Genomic DNA, 14,693 nt, shown 5'->3' on the forward strand with positions numbered 1-14,693 from the left:
GTTATTCCATTCCTTTTTTTGTCATACTTTCTTTCAATTTCTCATGTTCTTCTTTTAATTTTATGTAATCGTGTATGACGTTTACCGCCGTCAATACCGCTAGTCTACTCGTGTCAAGCGAAGGATTCTTGGCATTGAGTTCGCGCATTTTATCATCCACAATCGCTGCTACCATGCGGATATGACTTGTACTTTCATCGCCAACAACTGAATATTGTTGACCATAGATTTCTACATTAATTCGACTTTTCTTTCCCTTTTGTTGTGACAACTCACCGGCCTCCAATCACGTACAGAATCCTAAAGTTTATCATACCATGAACCTTCATAATATGGAAACAGAAAGAACAATCCGATATGATAAAAATAACAATATAAAAAAAGGGGCGACCATTATGTCAAATTCTATCGTAATTCAAACAAATTCTACAGTAATTGAAGACATGAAACAACAATATAAACATTCGCTTAGCCCGAAAACTCCGCAAGGCGGGATCTTCATGGCAAAGGTACCATCTTGCACGATTACAGCGTATAAATCTGGAAAAGTAATGTTCCAAGGAGGCCGCGCTGAAGCAGAAGCTTCTCGTTGGCAAACTGTCTCTCAAACACCCAAAACAGCTGTAAAAAAATCTGTTGATTCCCACCGTTATGCACCGCCTGCTTCCATCAGTACAATGTCTATTGTAGGGTCTGATGAAGTTGGTACGGGAGATTTCTTTGGACCGATGACAGTCGTTGCTGTATATGTAGATGCAAAGCAAATTCCACTACTAAAAGAACTTGGTGTAAAAGACTCTAAGAACTTAAATGACGATCAAATTACTGCCATTGCGAAACAACTTCTACACGTTGTTCCTTACAGCTCCCTTGTCCTTCATAATGAAAAATATAACGAGCTATTTGATAAAGGAAACAACCAAGGTAAGTTAAAAGCTTTACTACACAATAAAGCTATTACAAACTTATTAGCTAAAATGGCACCTACAAAACCTGAAGGCGTCTTAATCGATCAATTCACACAACCTGATACATACTATAAATATTTAACAAAACAAAAACAGGTACAGCGTGAAAATGTTTATTTCGCTACGAAAGGTGAAAGCGTCCATTTAGCAGTAGCCGCTGCTTCTATTTTAGCTCGCTACTCATTCGTAAAACAGTTTGACGAACTAAGTAAAAAAGCTGGTATGCCACTTCCAAAAGGTGCTGGTAAACAAGTTGATATTGCTGCAGCTAAATTAATTCAAAAGCTTGGTAAAGAACGATTACCCGAGTTTGTGAAACTGCATTTCGCTAATACGGAGAAGGCGTTTCGCTTATTAAAATAGTATCGACAAAAACAGGAGCCTACAAACTCCTGTTTTTTGTTTCACCCTACTATTGTCCTTGTAATTATGTCACAACATAAATATACATATTATTAAAATTAAAGAAGATAATTCCTATTACTATTTCTATAAATGATTCTAAACATCTTACTAGGTGATCCCATGAAAGACAATTCAAAATTAGGGAGAATATCCAACTATTAAGTGAGCAACAGGAGTTCCAAAATTTAATCGAAAGATATGGTAGATCATTCCTATTAAATTTTCGGATTCGAAAATTTATCGTGAAACACGATGCACAACAAGCTACAACACTTCTGTGAGGAATTTGAATTCATGATTAGAAGAAAAGGATTGTTTACATAAGGAGGGAATTCATATGGACGCTGTGAAAGTTAAAAAATTATTATATGTTTTCATACACCTCGTAGGTCCACTTTCTTACTTCATTATTTCTACTGTTTGGGGCACTTTCTTCACTACTAAATCCACATTCGAAAACATATCTGATAGCCTTAGCGTTATGGCCATCTATTACGTGTTCATAAGTTTACTGTGGTTTTTCTATTTCGATCGATTAGACAAAGACATAAATAAGATTACAAAAGAAATTAACGATAATATGATGTAACACATAACAAAGGAGAGCCCTTAAGACTCTCCTTTGTTATGTTAGCTTCGTTTCTGCTTCTTATTTGATGAAGGTACTTTATGTGAACCTGTTTCATGTGTCGTCGTTCCTTGTCCTTCTACTTCTGGAGAACCAAGGCTTGACCTTGAATGATCTTTTTTCACTTTTTTACTCATTTATATTCACCCCTTCGCGTTACTTTTTGCTACGAGATAATAAACTATGCAAAATAAAAAGCGAGAGGAAACCCTCTCGCTTTTTCATATCTTAAAACTCAGAAGAACCTGGAGTTCTTGGGAATGGAATTACGTCACGGATGTTAGCCATACCAGTGATGTACATTAGGAAGCGCTCGAAACCTAGACCGAATCCAGCGTGTTTTGTACCGCCGTATTTTCTAAGTTCTAAGTACCACCAGTAGTCCTCTTCGTTCATACCTAATTCTTTAATTCTGTCTACTAAAACGTCCATTCTTTCTTCACGTTGACTTCCGCCGATTAATTCGCCGATGCCAGGAACTAGAAGGTCAGTAGCAGCTACTGTTTTTCCATCTTCATTCATACGCATGTAGAACGCTTTAATGTCTTTCGGGTAGTCAGTTACGAATACAGGGCGTTTGAAGATCTCTTCTGATAAGTATCTTTCATGCTCTGTTTGTAAGTCAATACCCCATTCTACTGGGTATTTGAAGTCAGCACCTGATTCTTGAAGTACTTTAATTGCTTCTGTATATGTGATGCGACCGAAGTCAGAGTTAATCACGTTGTTCATACGCTCTAGAACTGTTTTATCAACGAAGCTGTTGAAGAAGTCCATTTCTTCTGGTGCATGCTCTAATACATATTTCATTGCATATTTCAGCATATCTTCTGTAAGATCCATTACATCGCCTAACTCAGCGAATGCAATCTCAGGCTCAACCATCCAGAACTCAGCAGCGTGGCGAGTTGTGTTTGAGTTTTCCGCACGGAATGTAGGTCCGAATGTATATACATCACGGAATGCTAATGCATACGCTTCAGCGTTCAGCTGTCCACTTACTGTTAAGTTTGTTTCTTTACCGAAGAAGTCTTTTGATTCATCAACTTGTCCGTCTTCACCTTTTGGTACGTTGTTTAAATCTTGTGTTGTTACGCGGAACATTTCGCCAGCACCTTCTGTATCACTACCAGTGATGATTGGTGTGTGAACATGTACAAATCCACGCTCTTGGAAGAACTGGTGAATCGCAAATGCTGCGATAGAACGTACGCGGAACGTTGCAGAGAATGCATTTGTTCTTGGACGTAAGTGAGCGATTGTACGTAAGTATTCAAACGTATGACGCTTCTTTTGAAGTGGGTAATCAGAATCTGATAAGCCCTCGATATCAATTTTTTCTGCTTTAATTTCAAATGGTTGCTTCGCTCCAGGCGTTGCAATTACTTTACCTTCTACTTTCACTGAAGAGCTAAGTGGAAGCTTTGCAATTTCTTTAAAGTTCTCTAATTCTGTATCGAAAACGATTTGAACGCTTTTGAAGAAGCTACCGTCGTTTAATTCGATGAAACCAAATGCTTTTGAATCACGTAAGTTACGAATCCACCCTGATACTTGTACTGTTTGACCTGCATACTTTTCTGTATCTCTATACAGACTTTTTACTAATGTGTTTTCCATAGTGAAATTCTCCTTTGCTGATATATTTAAATACAAAAAAACCTTTCATCCATAAAGGGACGAAAGGTTAAACTTCGCGGTACCACCCAATTTGTCATAAAGACCAACTTTAACTCGTATGTAATACATACTTCCCGGTTTGTAACAGGCCGGATTCCCGTCTAAGTCTACTCTTGAATACAAGATTCAATTTCGGTTAGCAACTCCAAGGTGTTCTTCACATATACCGCCTCATCAGGCTCTCACCGCCCCTGACTCGCTTTGGATTATAGTATATACTACTTTTCCTTATCATCGTCTTTCATTTTGTTAAACTAAAATTAATGTACTACATTCGAGAGAAAGATGCAAGATGCCAGAAAATATATAAGCGATTTTTGTAATATATCGACTTACCGACATCTGTCGACGATTGTGCAATAAAAAAATTGCCGGAATGAATCCGGCAATTTTCTAATTACTTACGTAACTCCGCACCAAATTTCTCTTCTACCGTTGTTAATACACGGTTATGCGCTTCTGTTACTTCTTCATCTGTTAACGTACGTTCTGCATCGAAGTAAGTCATAGAGAATGCAAGTGATTTCTTGCCTTCTTCCATTTTTTCACCTTCGTATAAGTCGAATAGTGTTACGTCTTTCAGAAGTTCTCCGCCAGCTTCAGAAATGACTTGCTTCATTTCACCAGCTTTTGTTTCTTTTGTTACCACAACAGCCATGTCACGTGTCATAGATGGGAAACGCGGAATTGCTGAGTAGTAAGTTTCTTCAGCGTCTGCACCGAATACTTTTACAAGAGATAGTTCAAATACGAATGTATTTTTCACATCTAATTGTTTTTCTGCTTCTGGGTGCAATTGACCGATGAAACCAATTACTTCGCCATCTAATACGATATCAGCTGTACGGCCTGGATGCATACCTTCACGTTTTGCTGGTGCATATGTGATTTGGTTTGAAACGCCAAGTACGTCGAATAGTCCTTCTAGTACACCTTTCATAACGAAGAAGTCTACTACTTTCTTCTCACCTTGCCATGCATGGTGAAGAGCAAGACCTGTCATAACACCTGCAAGGTGTTGTTCTTCTTTCGGAAGTTCTCCTGCTTCTGTTGGTAAGAAGATAGAACCTACTTCGTATAAAGCAACGCTGTCGTTTTTACGAGCAACATTGTATGAAACTGCTTCTAGCAATTGTGGCACTAAGCTTAAACGAAGTTGGCTACGCTCTTCGCTCATTGGAAGCGCAAGGTTTACAGGTGCTTTTTCGTTTGGCTCAACCATGTATTGTTTCGCTTTGTCAGCGCTTGTTAATGAATACGTAATTGCTTCATATAAACCAGCACCCTCTAAGAAGCGACGTACTTTACGACGTTTCGTTTGTGCTGATGTTAATTTACCACGAGTCATCGTTCCAGAAGGTAATGTAACTGGAATGTGGTCATAACCGTATAGACGGCCCACTTCTTCTACTAAGTCTTCTGAAATTGTAATATCAGGACGACGTGCTGGTACATTTACATGGAATGTTCCTTCTACTTCTGTGAATGGGAATTTCAAGTTTGTGAACATTGTACCCATTTCACTCGCAGAAATGTTTGTACCTAATACACGGTTTACTTTTTCAGCAGTAACAGATACTGTACGCTCTTGTACTTGTAAGTTGTCAGATTCTACTACACCTTCAAGTGCTTCTCCGCCAGCGTATTTCGCCATTAAAGCAGCTGCGTGTTGAATTGCTTCAAATGTACGTGTTGGGTCGATTCCTTTTTCGAAACGTGCACTTGATTCACTACGAAGACCTAAGTCTTTTGATGTGCGACGCACTGTTTGACCTGCAAAGTATGCAGACTCAATTAGAACGTTTACTGTCTCATTTGTAACTTCAGAATCCGCTCCGCCCATTACACCAGCAACAGCTAAAGCTTTTGTTCCGTTTGTAATTACAAGGTGGTGGCTTTGTAATGTACGCTCTTGATCATCTAAAGTTTCAATTTTTTCGCCTTCTTTTGCAAGACGAACAACGATTTCTTTTGAACCTAATTTATCGTAATCGAATGCATGTAACGGTTGACCGTATTCCATTAAAATGTAGTTTGTAATATCAACTACGTTGCTAATTGGACGAATGCCAGCTGCCATAAGACGAGTTTGCATCCACATTGGTGATGGACCAATCTTTACGTTTTTAACCATTTTTGCAATGTATAATGGGTTTTCTTCTTTCGCTTCTACACTTACAGAAATATAATCAGAAGTTTTTTCTGCTGTTTCTTGTAATTCGATAGCTGGAAGTTTTACTTCGCGACCGTAAATAGCAGCCACTTCATATGCAACACCTAACATGTTTAAGCAATCTGCACGGTTTGGTGTTAAACCAAGCTCAAGTACTTCATCGTGTAAGTTTAAAATTTCAAGTGCATCCGCACCAACTTCAGCGTCACTTGGGAAGATGAAGATACCATCTGCATAGTCTTTTGAAACTAACTTTCCATCAATGCCAAGCTCTTGAAGAGCACAAACCATACCGTGAGAAGCTTCACCACGTAGTTTTGCTTTTTTAATTTTGAAGTTACCAGGAAGTACAGCACCAACTTTTGCAACTGGTACTTTTAAACCTTTTGCAATATTAGCAGCTCCACAAATAATTTGAACTGGTTCTTCTTCACCGATATCGATTAAGCATTTGCTTAATTTATCAGCTTCTGGGTGTTTTTCACATTCTAATACGTGACCAACTACAACACCTTTTACACCTTTATTTAATACTTCAACGCCTTCTACTTCAATACCACTTTTCGTGATTTTGTCTGCTAGTTCTTGTGCTGTTACATCTTTAATATCTACATACTCTTGTAACCAACGATATGATACGAACATATTTATCCTCTCCTTCCCTTACGCTCGTTTGAATTGTTGTAAGAAACGTACATCATTTGTATAGAAATGACGAATGTCATCTACGCCGTATTTCAACATTGCGATACGCTCTGCGCCCATACCGAATGCGAAACCTTGATATTCTTTTGAATCATAACCAGCCATTTCAAGTACGTTCGGGTGAACCATACCTGCGCCTAGAATTTCAATCCAGCCAGTTCCTTTACAAGTGCCGCAACCTTTACCGTGACACATCATACAAGAAATATCCATCTCTACAGATGGCTCTGTGAATGGGAAGAAACTTGGACGAAGACGGATTTCACGATCTTCACCGAACATCTTTTTCACGAATACTTGCAGTGTACCTTTTAAGTCACTCATACGAATGTTTTTATCAATTACAAGACCTTCAATTTGCATGAACTGATGTGAATGCGTCGCATCATCATCATCGCGGCGATACACTTTACCAGGACAGATAATTTTGATTGGGCCTTTTTCTTTATTATTTTCCATCGTACGTGCTTGCACAGAAGATGTATGTGTACGTAGTAACGTTTCTTCTGTAATGTAGAATGTATCTTGCATGTCACGTGCTGGGTGATCTTTCGGTAAGTTTAGTGCTTCGAAGTTGTAGTAGTCTTTTTCTACTTCTGTTCCTTCAGCTACTTCATAACCCATACCGATGAATACATCTTCAATTTGTTCAACAACAGCTGTTAACGGATGGTGACAACCTGTTTCAACAGGACGACCTGGTAGTGTAACATCAATTGTTTCCGTAGCTAATTTCGCTTCAATTACTGCTTTTTCTAAGTTACCAATTTTGTCTTCTAGACGCGTTTGAATTGCTTCACGTACTTCATTTACTAATGCTCCCATACGTGGACGCTCTTCTGCTGATAATTTTCCCATGCCGCGTAATACTTCTGTAATTGGACCTTTTTTTCCTAAATACGCTACGCGTACGTCGTTTAAGCCCTTTAGCTCTTTCGCTTCTTCAATAAGCTCTAACGCTTTTTGCTTTAGCTCTTTTAAACGTGCTTCCATTTTGGAACCCTCCTAATTTTAAAAATAAAAAAACCTCGCTCCCAAAAAGGGACGAGGTAAATTCGCGGTACCACCCTAAATTGACAGAACAAGTCTGCCCACTCATTAGTTATAACGATCAATTCTGACCGGAACGCCTTTACATATATATGGTCCTGGCGTCAACTCCAGAGGTGAATTCACTTCCGTCTACCATAAGAATGCTTTCAGTCTAAGGCATTCTCTCCCTATATGGCGATTTTGTAAGTTACTCTTCTCTATCAACGTTTTTCGTTATTTAACTTTTAATATAATATACTTCAACTTATTATAAGAAGTTTTTTATTTGTTCGCAACTGGGCTTTGCAAATAATACGTTAAAATCCCTGCTGCAACCGCAACATTTAATGATTCTGCCCCACCGTAAATCGGAATATACAAGTTTTGATCCGTTTTTGCAAGAATTTCTTGGCGTACGCCATTTCCTTCATTTCCAACAATTAATGCAAAACTTCCGGCCGGAGTTACTTCACCATACGGAACTCCATTTTCAAGAGCTGTTCCATATACAGGAACGTTATTTTCTTTTAACTTGTCTACCCATTCTTCTAAGTCCCCTTTTACAATTGGTAAGTGGAAAATAGAACCTTGTGTAGAGCGGAGTACTTTACTATTGTAAACATCAACACAACCTTCTCCAAGCACAACGGCGTGAATACCAGCTGCATCAGCTGTACGAATAATTGTTCCTAAATTACCTGGGTCTTGCAGGCCATCTAATAAAAGGAATTTCCCATCAGTAAGAGCTACTTTTTTCTCATGCTTCTCACAAACAGCAAATACACCTTGTGTCGTTTCTGTTTCACGAAGTACTTTTACAATCGCCTCAGGTACGATATACATTTCCACATCATTAACTGTCCAATCTTTCGGAAGGTCTGTCTGATCTGAAACGATAAGTTCTGTTACAATTCCTGCCTTCAAAGCTTCCTCGACTAAGTGGAATCCTTCTACAAAAAATAAACCTTTTTTATCGCGTTCTTTTTTCGTTTGCAGCTTTTTCCACTGCTTTACACGCGGATTTTGTACTGAATCAATGTTTTTCATAATATGTATTTCCCTCTCTTCTTGTCTTATCATTATAGCCTATTTTTCATACATATTTACATAAAAAAGAACAAAAACTAACGTCAGTTTCAATTCTGAAGAAGAGGTGAAAGCAATGAGTTTTAATTTACGCGGTGCCGTATTAGCGAATGTATCTGGTAATTCACAAGATCAATTACAAGAAACAATTGTCGATGCAATTCAAAGCGGTGAAGAAAAAATGCTTCCAGGTCTTGGCGTTTTATTTGAAGTTATTTGGAAAAACGCTGATGAAAATGAAAAGCACGAAATGTTAGAAACACTAGAGCAAGGATTAAAAAAATAAGCAATTTGAAAATCACCTTCGCATAAGCAAAGGTGATTTTTTTTACGGAAAAATTTTTCTTCTCCTAAACATTTCTACTTTACTAACGAACTATGATGGAGTACAATGTTCAAAATACATTTAAACCGATCGATTTTTCTTCGTATACATCATTAGATAAAAGGAGTGAATGTTTTATGCACCGTATTACGCTTGAACAAGTTTTTAAACATCACATTACACAAAAATACGTAAACCGTTCTGGAATGGTCCACGCGATCGCTGTCGCTTACCATGCGTTTCACCTAGCCAAAAAGCATCACGCCTCAGTCGATGCTGCGACAAAGGCCGGTTTCCTTCATGATATCGGACATCATACGTGGTACACAGGCGGCGAATGGGACTATGACTTATATAAAAAGAATGATATCCATGCAATTAAAGGCGCAGAAAGAGCACATAAATTGCTTATTAGATTGGGAGAGCATCCAAAACTAGCAAAAGAAATTTCTATCGCAATCCTTCTGCATACAGATTCTTTCTTAGTGGAACAAGAAATTGAAAGAACATCTCTTCAAAGCATTATTAAATGGGCAGACGAAGCAGATGAAGAACCAGGCGGAGCTCATCATTATAGAACGATTTCTTATGAAAAAGCACTTAAAGCTATTCAGCAATTAGATCGATTGGTAGAGCGTGAATTGCAAATAGAGCAAGCCAAATTGAATAACAAGGCAGAACATAGTTATCAATGAGAAAGAGGCATCACTACAGGGTGATACCTCTTTTATTATTTTATGGAAAATAAACCTTTATCCCGCATTAACGGGCAGTAAGACCCCCACCTCGAAATTCAGCAAAGACGAGGAAGTTAGGTGGGGAATCAACTGCCCGTAAAAGCCCGATTGGTGAGGGCTGATAATCAGTGGGGGATGAACCTCCCCAATGATTAAAGTTTCACTTTATATGTAATATTTAAATGTTACATTCAAAAACAAATTACTTTATAATTAAATATATAAATATAAAAGAGGTGATTTTACAAATGCAACCCGCTACACAGCTTTCTAATGAACAGAAATACTCTATGTCATGGGGACAATTTATTAGCTCCGTTTTATTCGCTTTTTTCGGAACCGGACTTATTACTGTGTTCCTCGCAATGCCATTAACAATTTATACAGCAGGTCTTACAGATAAAAAACAAGTTGCCCTATATGAATCTATTGCAAATACTGCAAGTACCGTATTACAACTAGCTGTATTGTTATTCTTCATTTTTAAATTCGAACCCGCAAAAAAATTACTACTAAAATCTTTTAACTTTAAAACACTGAAAGAATGGCGCACATACGTATACTTACTTCTTTTCTTCGTTATCAACATCATACTCAATTACATCTTGTTAAATTATGTGTTCCAAGACGCAACAAAGCAGCAATCTTCCGCACTAAGCTTAGACGTCTTTAAGCAATATCAAATATTATTACTTCTCAGCTTTGCAATACTCACACCCATTTTTGAAGAACTTATTTTCCGTGGTTTTATACTTCGCTTCTTCTCAGAACGCTTTCCATTTTGGATTGCAGCCATCGTAACAAGTTTCTTCTTCGGTATCGCTCATACATACTCACTTGGGGTAATGGTAATTACTTTCTTTATGGGATTATTAATGGCCATTTTATGTAAAAAAACAAAGTCCATTATTCCAGCTATGTTATTTCATATTATGAATAACATGTTGGCATTCTTGAGTTGAAAAGAGGTATCATCGCGATACCTCTTTTTACTCTTTTCTCATAACTTCAAACTCTTCTGCGGTTAGCGTTTTTGATAATCCATATCGTTATTACCCATTTCCTTCAATTTATATATATCCATTAATAATATCCAAAATAAACCTTACGTAGTAAAATATAGCTTATTACATAAAAGGAGATTATATATGTTTAGCTTCCTTTGGATTGTTTATATGCCCCTTCTTGTTTTATGCGGATTTTTCGGTGGTATTTTTTTAATTATTACTAGTATTAAACATCGGAAATTATTTATTGGTTTAATGGGGGTACTTAGCTTTTCCTTTGTAACGCTACCTTTTGTTTTTTGGAGCATGGGGGTGAATAGCGAGACAATCCTCCCTATTTCAACTACTTTATATTGGATATTGTTTTCTTTAACTGGATTATCGGCAGGAGTAAGTGGATTACAAGCAAAAATTAAAAGTATACGCAACATAGGATTTATTATTTTTATTGCGGGACTACTGGGGGTTATTTTCTGGGAACTCATGTCTGCAGGTGATTCATTCTACATCTAATTGAATCCTTTTATAGGAAAACAAAAAGCAGGGAAATTAATTCCCTGCTTTTCTATTTGGTTTATTGCCTGATTGTAAGAAGAACGATAACACCCAAGCAATACCTGCTAGTATCGTTGCAATTAAGAAGGCATCGTTAATACCGTTAATTGCAGATAGCTTTGAAATTTGTCCATATAATAGTTGTGTGCTCATCGCATCTCCTGCTTGAGCTGATCCAGCTAAAGCAGCTAAGCTTTGACCCATGCCGTGTACTTTATCAACTAATATTGGGTTTGAAGTTGTTAACATGTTGCCGTAATCTGCTACGTGAGCAGTTGTTTGTTGCGTCATAAGTGTGATTAAAATCGCTGTTCCGATTGAACCAGCTACTTGTCTTGACGTATTTTGCGTTGCTGTACCGTGAGAAATTAATTTCATCGGTAGCGCGTTCATACCAGCTGTCATAATTGGCATCATAATGAATGACATACCAATTGAACGTATAATATAATCCGTCATAATAACACTATACGGTGTATCCATCGATAATTTTGTAAATTCATATGTCGCATAGGTCGTAATTGCCAATCCAATTATCGCTAATGGACGAATGCCATATTTATCGAATAATTTACCCGCTACTGGTCCCATGATCCCCATAATTAATGATCCTGGAAGAAGTAGTAAACCTGATTCAATTGGCGTAAAGCCGCGAATATTTTGCAGATATACTGGAAGTAATAACATACCTCCGAATAATGCCATCGTAACGATTGCATTAATTACTAAAGTAAAAGTAAATACTGGGTATTTAAACACTTGTAAATCAAGCATTTTATTGTCCGTTGTTAACTCTCTCCAAATAAATAATGCTAAACCAATTACACCAATGATAAGTGAAATAACAACTTCTGCACTAGTCCAACTATTATTTCCAGCCTCACTAAATCCGTACAGTAAGCTACCTAGTCCAATACTTGAACTAATTACACCAAATACATCTAATTTCGTTTTAGACACTGGTTGAGCGAGTGTAAAGAATTTTAAAGATAGGAACGTAATAATTAAACCGATAATAAACATCGCATAGAACATTAAATTCCAGCTATAGTTTTCAATAACCCAGCCTGTTACAGTTGGTCCAATAGCTGGCGCTAAAATCATTGCAACACCTAGTAATCCCATCGCTGCTCCGCGCTTATGAGGCGGGAATAACGTCATAAAGATGTTCATACCAACTGGCATTAAAATACCTGCACCGACCGCTTGAATAATACGACCTGTCATCATCATTGTAAAGTTTCCTGATATAGCACAAATGATAGACCCTACAGTGAAGAATAACATTGCTGCTACAAATAATTTACGATACGTAAATCGTGAAACTAAAAAGGCACTAATCGGTACTAAAATACCATTTACAAGCATAAATCCTGTAATTAACCATTGCGCCGTTGAAGTTGATACGTTAAATTCATTCATTAACGGAGGCAATGCAACGTTAATGATTGTTTGGTTTAAAATAGAAACGAACATGCCGAGAATTAATACTGTTACAACTGCTTTTACATTCACATTCTCTATAGGCATAGACGTTTGTTTTTTCGGCATTTCTTTTTCTTGTTTTACTTCTTCTTGCTTGCCTGTTTCTAATTCAACTACATTAGAAATTTCTACTTCTTGCTTTTGTTCATTTTCTTTTTCTTCTGCTTCTAGCTTACTTACTTCTATTTTACTTACGGCTGGGACTTGTTCTTCTCCCACGTTCGTTTTTTTCTTTCGTAAAAGACGATTTACAAGGAAGAAGACGATTATACAAAATAGTGCATATCCTACAATTGTAATTGAGGACATCTCATCTCCCCCTTACTTATGAATACGAACTGACACATTCATTCCAGGAACAATATTTACTGATTTACTATGATCTAAAGAAATTTTAACTGGTACAACTTGCTTTACTTTCGTATAGTTCGCTGTTGCATTACTTGATGGTAACATTGAGAATGTATTTGCTGTTGTTAATCCAACTTGTTCTACTTTCCCTGTTAACGTTGTATCTGGGTATGCATCTACATATACATCTACTGTTTGACCTTTTTGAACATCATCAATCACTGTTTCTTCAATGTTTGCTGTTACCCATAAATTGTTCATATCGAATGCGTAAGCAATCGGGCTACCAGCTCCAACGAAAGCATTTGTTGTTGCGTTTGATTGTACAACCGTTGCATTTTGTGGAATTGTTACATCTACTGTTTGTTCTCCATTAGCTGCCGCTACAGTAACAGCACCTAATTTATCGTTCTCATTATAATTTTTTCCTACTTCAGCTTTCCAGTCAGTTAGTTTACCTGCTACTGGCGAAGCAACCGGAATTACCTTTCCATCAATCTTTGCATTGTCTGTTTTCAAGTAATTTTCCGTTTGGTTGTAATAGTAATAACCGCCAATACCGCCGCCAACTAGTACAATTAATGTGATAATGTTGATAATTACCATTCTTCGAAACTGATTCATTGCATTCCTCTCCTTATATCGCATATAATTTTTTTCTAAACTATTTATGTCCTTATTGTTTAGATTGTTTAATTGTTAATTATATTAACCTTTTAACAAAAAAATCACACCATCTGCAGCGTAAATCGAAACTTATCTACCTGCGAGCGGTGCTGATTTCTGAAGGACTATCGTTTATAATTATAAATAATTATTTTGAATCTACAACCGACAATTTACGTATGAAATGTTGCTTAAACAACAATATAATACCAATATGTTGTTTAAGTATAGAAAATTAAACGAGGAGAAGTAAAATGTCTATTAAAAATACAAATGATCCACGTGTAAAGCGAACGAGACAACTCATTCAGGATGCTTTTGTCGCTTTAGTAGGCGAAAAAGGCTTTGAAAATGTAACTGTGCAACATATCGCAGAACGCGCTCCAGTAAATCGTGCTACATTTTATAGCCATTACCATGATAAATATGACCTATTAGACAAAAGTATTGAAGAAATGTTAGAGAAGCTAGCAGAAGTAATTAAACCGAAAAATAGAAATAAAGAAGATTTTCAACTTACATTCGATTCACCTCATCCTACATTTTTGGCTTTATTCGAACATATCGCAGAAAACGCGAACTTCTATAACGTTATGCTTGGGGATAAGGCTGCCGGAAACTATTCTTATAAAATGATGAAAACGATACAAGTGCATTTAACATTAAGCTTGTCTATTTCACAACCAGATGACGAAGATCTTATGGTTCCTCGTGATATTTTGATTAGTTATGTGACAGGGGCTCACATCGGAATGATTATGTCATGGTTAAAAAGAGGAATGATATATACCCCGCATTTTATGGCGATGCAATTAACTCGTTTAATTATTTTAGGCGCTCATACTGCAGCGGGATTAGAGCGACCTTTTTAAAACACAAAAAAGCGAAGG

The 14,693-nt window shown here is 37.1% G+C and carries 15 protein-coding genes, 1 pseudogene and 2 other annotated features; of the genes and pseudogenes, 8 read left to right on the forward strand and 8 right to left on the reverse strand.

Annotated elements, in window-relative coordinates:
• Position 1: 1 nt before the first annotated feature.
• Complete coding sequence (gene zapA, locus AC241_RS22555) at positions 2–271, reverse strand: cell division protein ZapA (RefSeq protein ID WP_000082701.1); 270 nt, start codon at positions 269–271, stop codon at positions 2–4.
• A gap of 124 nt (positions 272–395) precedes the next feature.
• Between zapA and rnhC the strand changes: the two genes are divergently transcribed.
• The 3 genes and pseudogenes from rnhC to AC241_RS22570 all read left to right on the forward strand — a co-directional run bounded on the left by rnhC (position 396) and on the right by AC241_RS22570 (position 1,962).
• The gene (gene rnhC / locus AC241_RS22560) at positions 396–1,331 is read left to right on the forward strand and encodes a ribonuclease HIII (RefSeq protein WP_048563970.1); all 936 of its coding nucleotides are present in this window, start codon (positions 396–398) and stop codon (positions 1,329–1,331) included.
• Between the two features lie 132 nt (positions 1,332–1,463).
• Positions 1,464–1,697 (forward strand): annotated as a pseudogene (locus tag AC241_RS22565) (hypothetical protein).
• Between the two features lie 13 nt (positions 1,698–1,710).
• Entirely contained in the window at positions 1,711–1,962 is a 252-nt protein-coding gene (locus AC241_RS22570) for a hypothetical protein (RefSeq protein WP_000340262.1), read from the forward strand.
• 41 nt (positions 1,963–2,003) lie between these two features.
• On the opposite strand, the gene AC241_RS22575 is transcribed toward AC241_RS22570, so the two are convergent.
• From AC241_RS22575 to AC241_RS22595, 5 genes are all read right to left on the reverse strand, one after another.
• Complete coding sequence (locus AC241_RS22575; RefSeq protein ID WP_000039592.1) at positions 2,004–2,138, reverse strand: YuzL family protein; 135 nt, start codon at positions 2,136–2,138, stop codon at positions 2,004–2,006.
• A gap of 91 nt (positions 2,139–2,229) precedes the next feature.
• A complete protein-coding gene (gene asnS / locus AC241_RS22580; RefSeq protein ID WP_000432189.1) occupies positions 2,230–3,621 on the reverse strand; it encodes an asparagine--tRNA ligase in 1,392 nt (463 codons plus the stop codon).
• A 52-nt stretch (positions 3,622–3,673) separates the two neighbouring features.
• Positions 3,674–3,925: a binding site (T-box leader), on the reverse strand.
• A 153-nt stretch (positions 3,926–4,078) separates the two neighbouring features.
• Positions 4,079–6,499, reverse strand: coding sequence for a phenylalanine--tRNA ligase subunit beta (gene pheT / locus AC241_RS22585; protein ID WP_050844568.1), 2,421 nt, complete (start codon positions 6,497–6,499; stop codon positions 4,079–4,081).
• Positions 6,500–6,517: 18 nt separating this feature from the next.
• The gene (gene pheS / locus AC241_RS22590; protein ID WP_000388220.1) at positions 6,518–7,552 is read right to left on the reverse strand and encodes a phenylalanine--tRNA ligase subunit alpha; all 1,035 of its coding nucleotides are present in this window, start codon (positions 7,550–7,552) and stop codon (positions 6,518–6,520) included.
• Positions 7,553–7,596: 44 nt separating this feature from the next.
• Positions 7,597–7,825, reverse strand: a binding site (T-box leader).
• 48 nt (positions 7,826–7,873) lie between these two features.
• Positions 7,874–8,671, reverse strand: a complete 798-nt coding sequence (locus AC241_RS22595; protein WP_050844569.1) for a TrmH family RNA methyltransferase — start codon at positions 8,669–8,671, stop codon at positions 7,874–7,876.
• Between the two features lie 82 nt (positions 8,672–8,753).
• On the opposite strand from AC241_RS22595, the gene sspI reads away from it, so the two are divergent.
• The 4 genes from sspI to AC241_RS22615 all read left to right on the forward strand — a co-directional run bounded on the left by sspI (position 8,754) and on the right by AC241_RS22615 (position 11,259).
• Entirely contained in the window at positions 8,754–8,963 is a 210-nt protein-coding gene (gene sspI, locus AC241_RS22600; protein ID WP_000009509.1) for a small acid-soluble spore protein SspI, read from the forward strand.
• Positions 8,964–9,139: 176 nt separating this feature from the next.
• Positions 9,140–9,697 (forward strand): HD domain-containing protein, encoded by a 558-nt coding sequence (locus AC241_RS22605; protein WP_000554805.1) that lies wholly within the window; start codon positions 9,140–9,142, stop codon positions 9,695–9,697.
• A gap of 290 nt (positions 9,698–9,987) precedes the next feature.
• Complete coding sequence (locus tag AC241_RS22610; protein WP_029443387.1) at positions 9,988–10,701, forward strand: CPBP family intramembrane glutamic endopeptidase; 714 nt, start codon at positions 9,988–9,990, stop codon at positions 10,699–10,701.
• A 186-nt stretch (positions 10,702–10,887) separates the two neighbouring features.
• Positions 10,888–11,259: a hypothetical protein gene (locus tag AC241_RS22615; protein ID WP_016080110.1), complete on the forward strand. Its 372-nt coding sequence runs from the start codon at positions 10,888–10,890 to the stop codon at positions 11,257–11,259.
• Between the two features lie 36 nt (positions 11,260–11,295).
• On the opposite strand, the gene AC241_RS22620 is transcribed toward AC241_RS22615, so the two are convergent.
• On the reverse strand, positions 11,296–13,095 hold the full coding sequence (locus AC241_RS22620; protein ID WP_016080109.1) for a DHA2 family efflux MFS transporter permease subunit: 1,800 nt from the start codon (positions 13,093–13,095) through the stop codon (positions 11,296–11,298).
• Between the two features lie 12 nt (positions 13,096–13,107).
• Complete coding sequence (locus AC241_RS22625) at positions 13,108–13,761, reverse strand: HlyD family secretion protein (protein WP_016080108.1); 654 nt, start codon at positions 13,759–13,761, stop codon at positions 13,108–13,110.
• A gap of 296 nt (positions 13,762–14,057) precedes the next feature.
• Here AC241_RS22625 and AC241_RS22630 point away from each other — a divergent pair, with 296 nt between their 5' ends.
• On the forward strand, positions 14,058–14,675 hold the full coding sequence (locus AC241_RS22630) for a TetR/AcrR family transcriptional regulator (RefSeq protein ID WP_050844570.1): 618 nt from the start codon (positions 14,058–14,060) through the stop codon (positions 14,673–14,675).
• The last annotated feature ends 18 nt before the right edge of the window (positions 14,676–14,693 follow it).

This window comes from Bacillus thuringiensis, assembly GCF_001182785.1.
Lineage (GTDB): Bacteria > Bacillota > Bacilli > Bacillales > Bacillaceae_G > Bacillus_A > Bacillus_A thuringiensis_S.

What these genes read in the sequence shown, in the direction of transcription:
- rnhC (WP_048563970.1), top strand. Translation starts at nt 396, where the DNA reads ATGTCAAATTCTATCGTAATTCAAACAAATTCTACAGTAATTGAAGAC.
- AC241_RS22570 (WP_000340262.1), top strand. Translation starts at nt 1,711, where the DNA reads ATGGACGCTGTGAAAGTTAAAAAATTATTATATGTTTTCATACACCTC.
- AC241_RS22575 (WP_000039592.1), bottom strand. Translation starts at nt 2,138, where the DNA reads ATGAGTAAAAAAGTGAAAAAAGATCATTCAAGGTCAAGCCTTGGTTCT.
- asnS (WP_000432189.1), bottom strand. Translation starts at nt 3,621, where the DNA reads ATGGAAAACACATTAGTAAAAAGTCTGTATAGAGATACAGAAAAGTAT.
- pheT (WP_050844568.1), bottom strand. Translation starts at nt 6,499, where the DNA reads ATGTTCGTATCATATCGTTGGTTACAAGAGTATGTAGATATTAAAGAT.
- pheS (WP_000388220.1), bottom strand. Translation starts at nt 7,552, where the DNA reads ATGGAAGCACGTTTAAAAGAGCTAAAGCAAAAAGCGTTAGAGCTTATT.
- AC241_RS22595 (WP_050844569.1), bottom strand. Translation starts at nt 8,671, where the DNA reads ATGATAAGACAAGAAGAGAGGGAAATACATATTATGAAAAACATTGAT.
- sspI (WP_000009509.1), top strand. Translation starts at nt 8,754, where the DNA reads ATGAGTTTTAATTTACGCGGTGCCGTATTAGCGAATGTATCTGGTAAT.
- AC241_RS22605 (WP_000554805.1), top strand. Translation starts at nt 9,140, where the DNA reads ATGCACCGTATTACGCTTGAACAAGTTTTTAAACATCACATTACACAA.
- AC241_RS22610 (WP_029443387.1), top strand. Translation starts at nt 9,988, where the DNA reads ATGCAACCCGCTACACAGCTTTCTAATGAACAGAAATACTCTATGTCA.
- AC241_RS22615 (WP_016080110.1), top strand. Translation starts at nt 10,888, where the DNA reads ATGTTTAGCTTCCTTTGGATTGTTTATATGCCCCTTCTTGTTTTATGC.
- AC241_RS22620 (WP_016080109.1), bottom strand. Translation starts at nt 13,095, where the DNA reads ATGTCCTCAATTACAATTGTAGGATATGCACTATTTTGTATAATCGTC.
- AC241_RS22625 (WP_016080108.1), bottom strand. Translation starts at nt 13,761, where the DNA reads ATGAATCAGTTTCGAAGAATGGTAATTATCAACATTATCACATTAATT.
- AC241_RS22630 (WP_050844570.1), top strand. Translation starts at nt 14,058, where the DNA reads ATGTCTATTAAAAATACAAATGATCCACGTGTAAAGCGAACGAGACAA.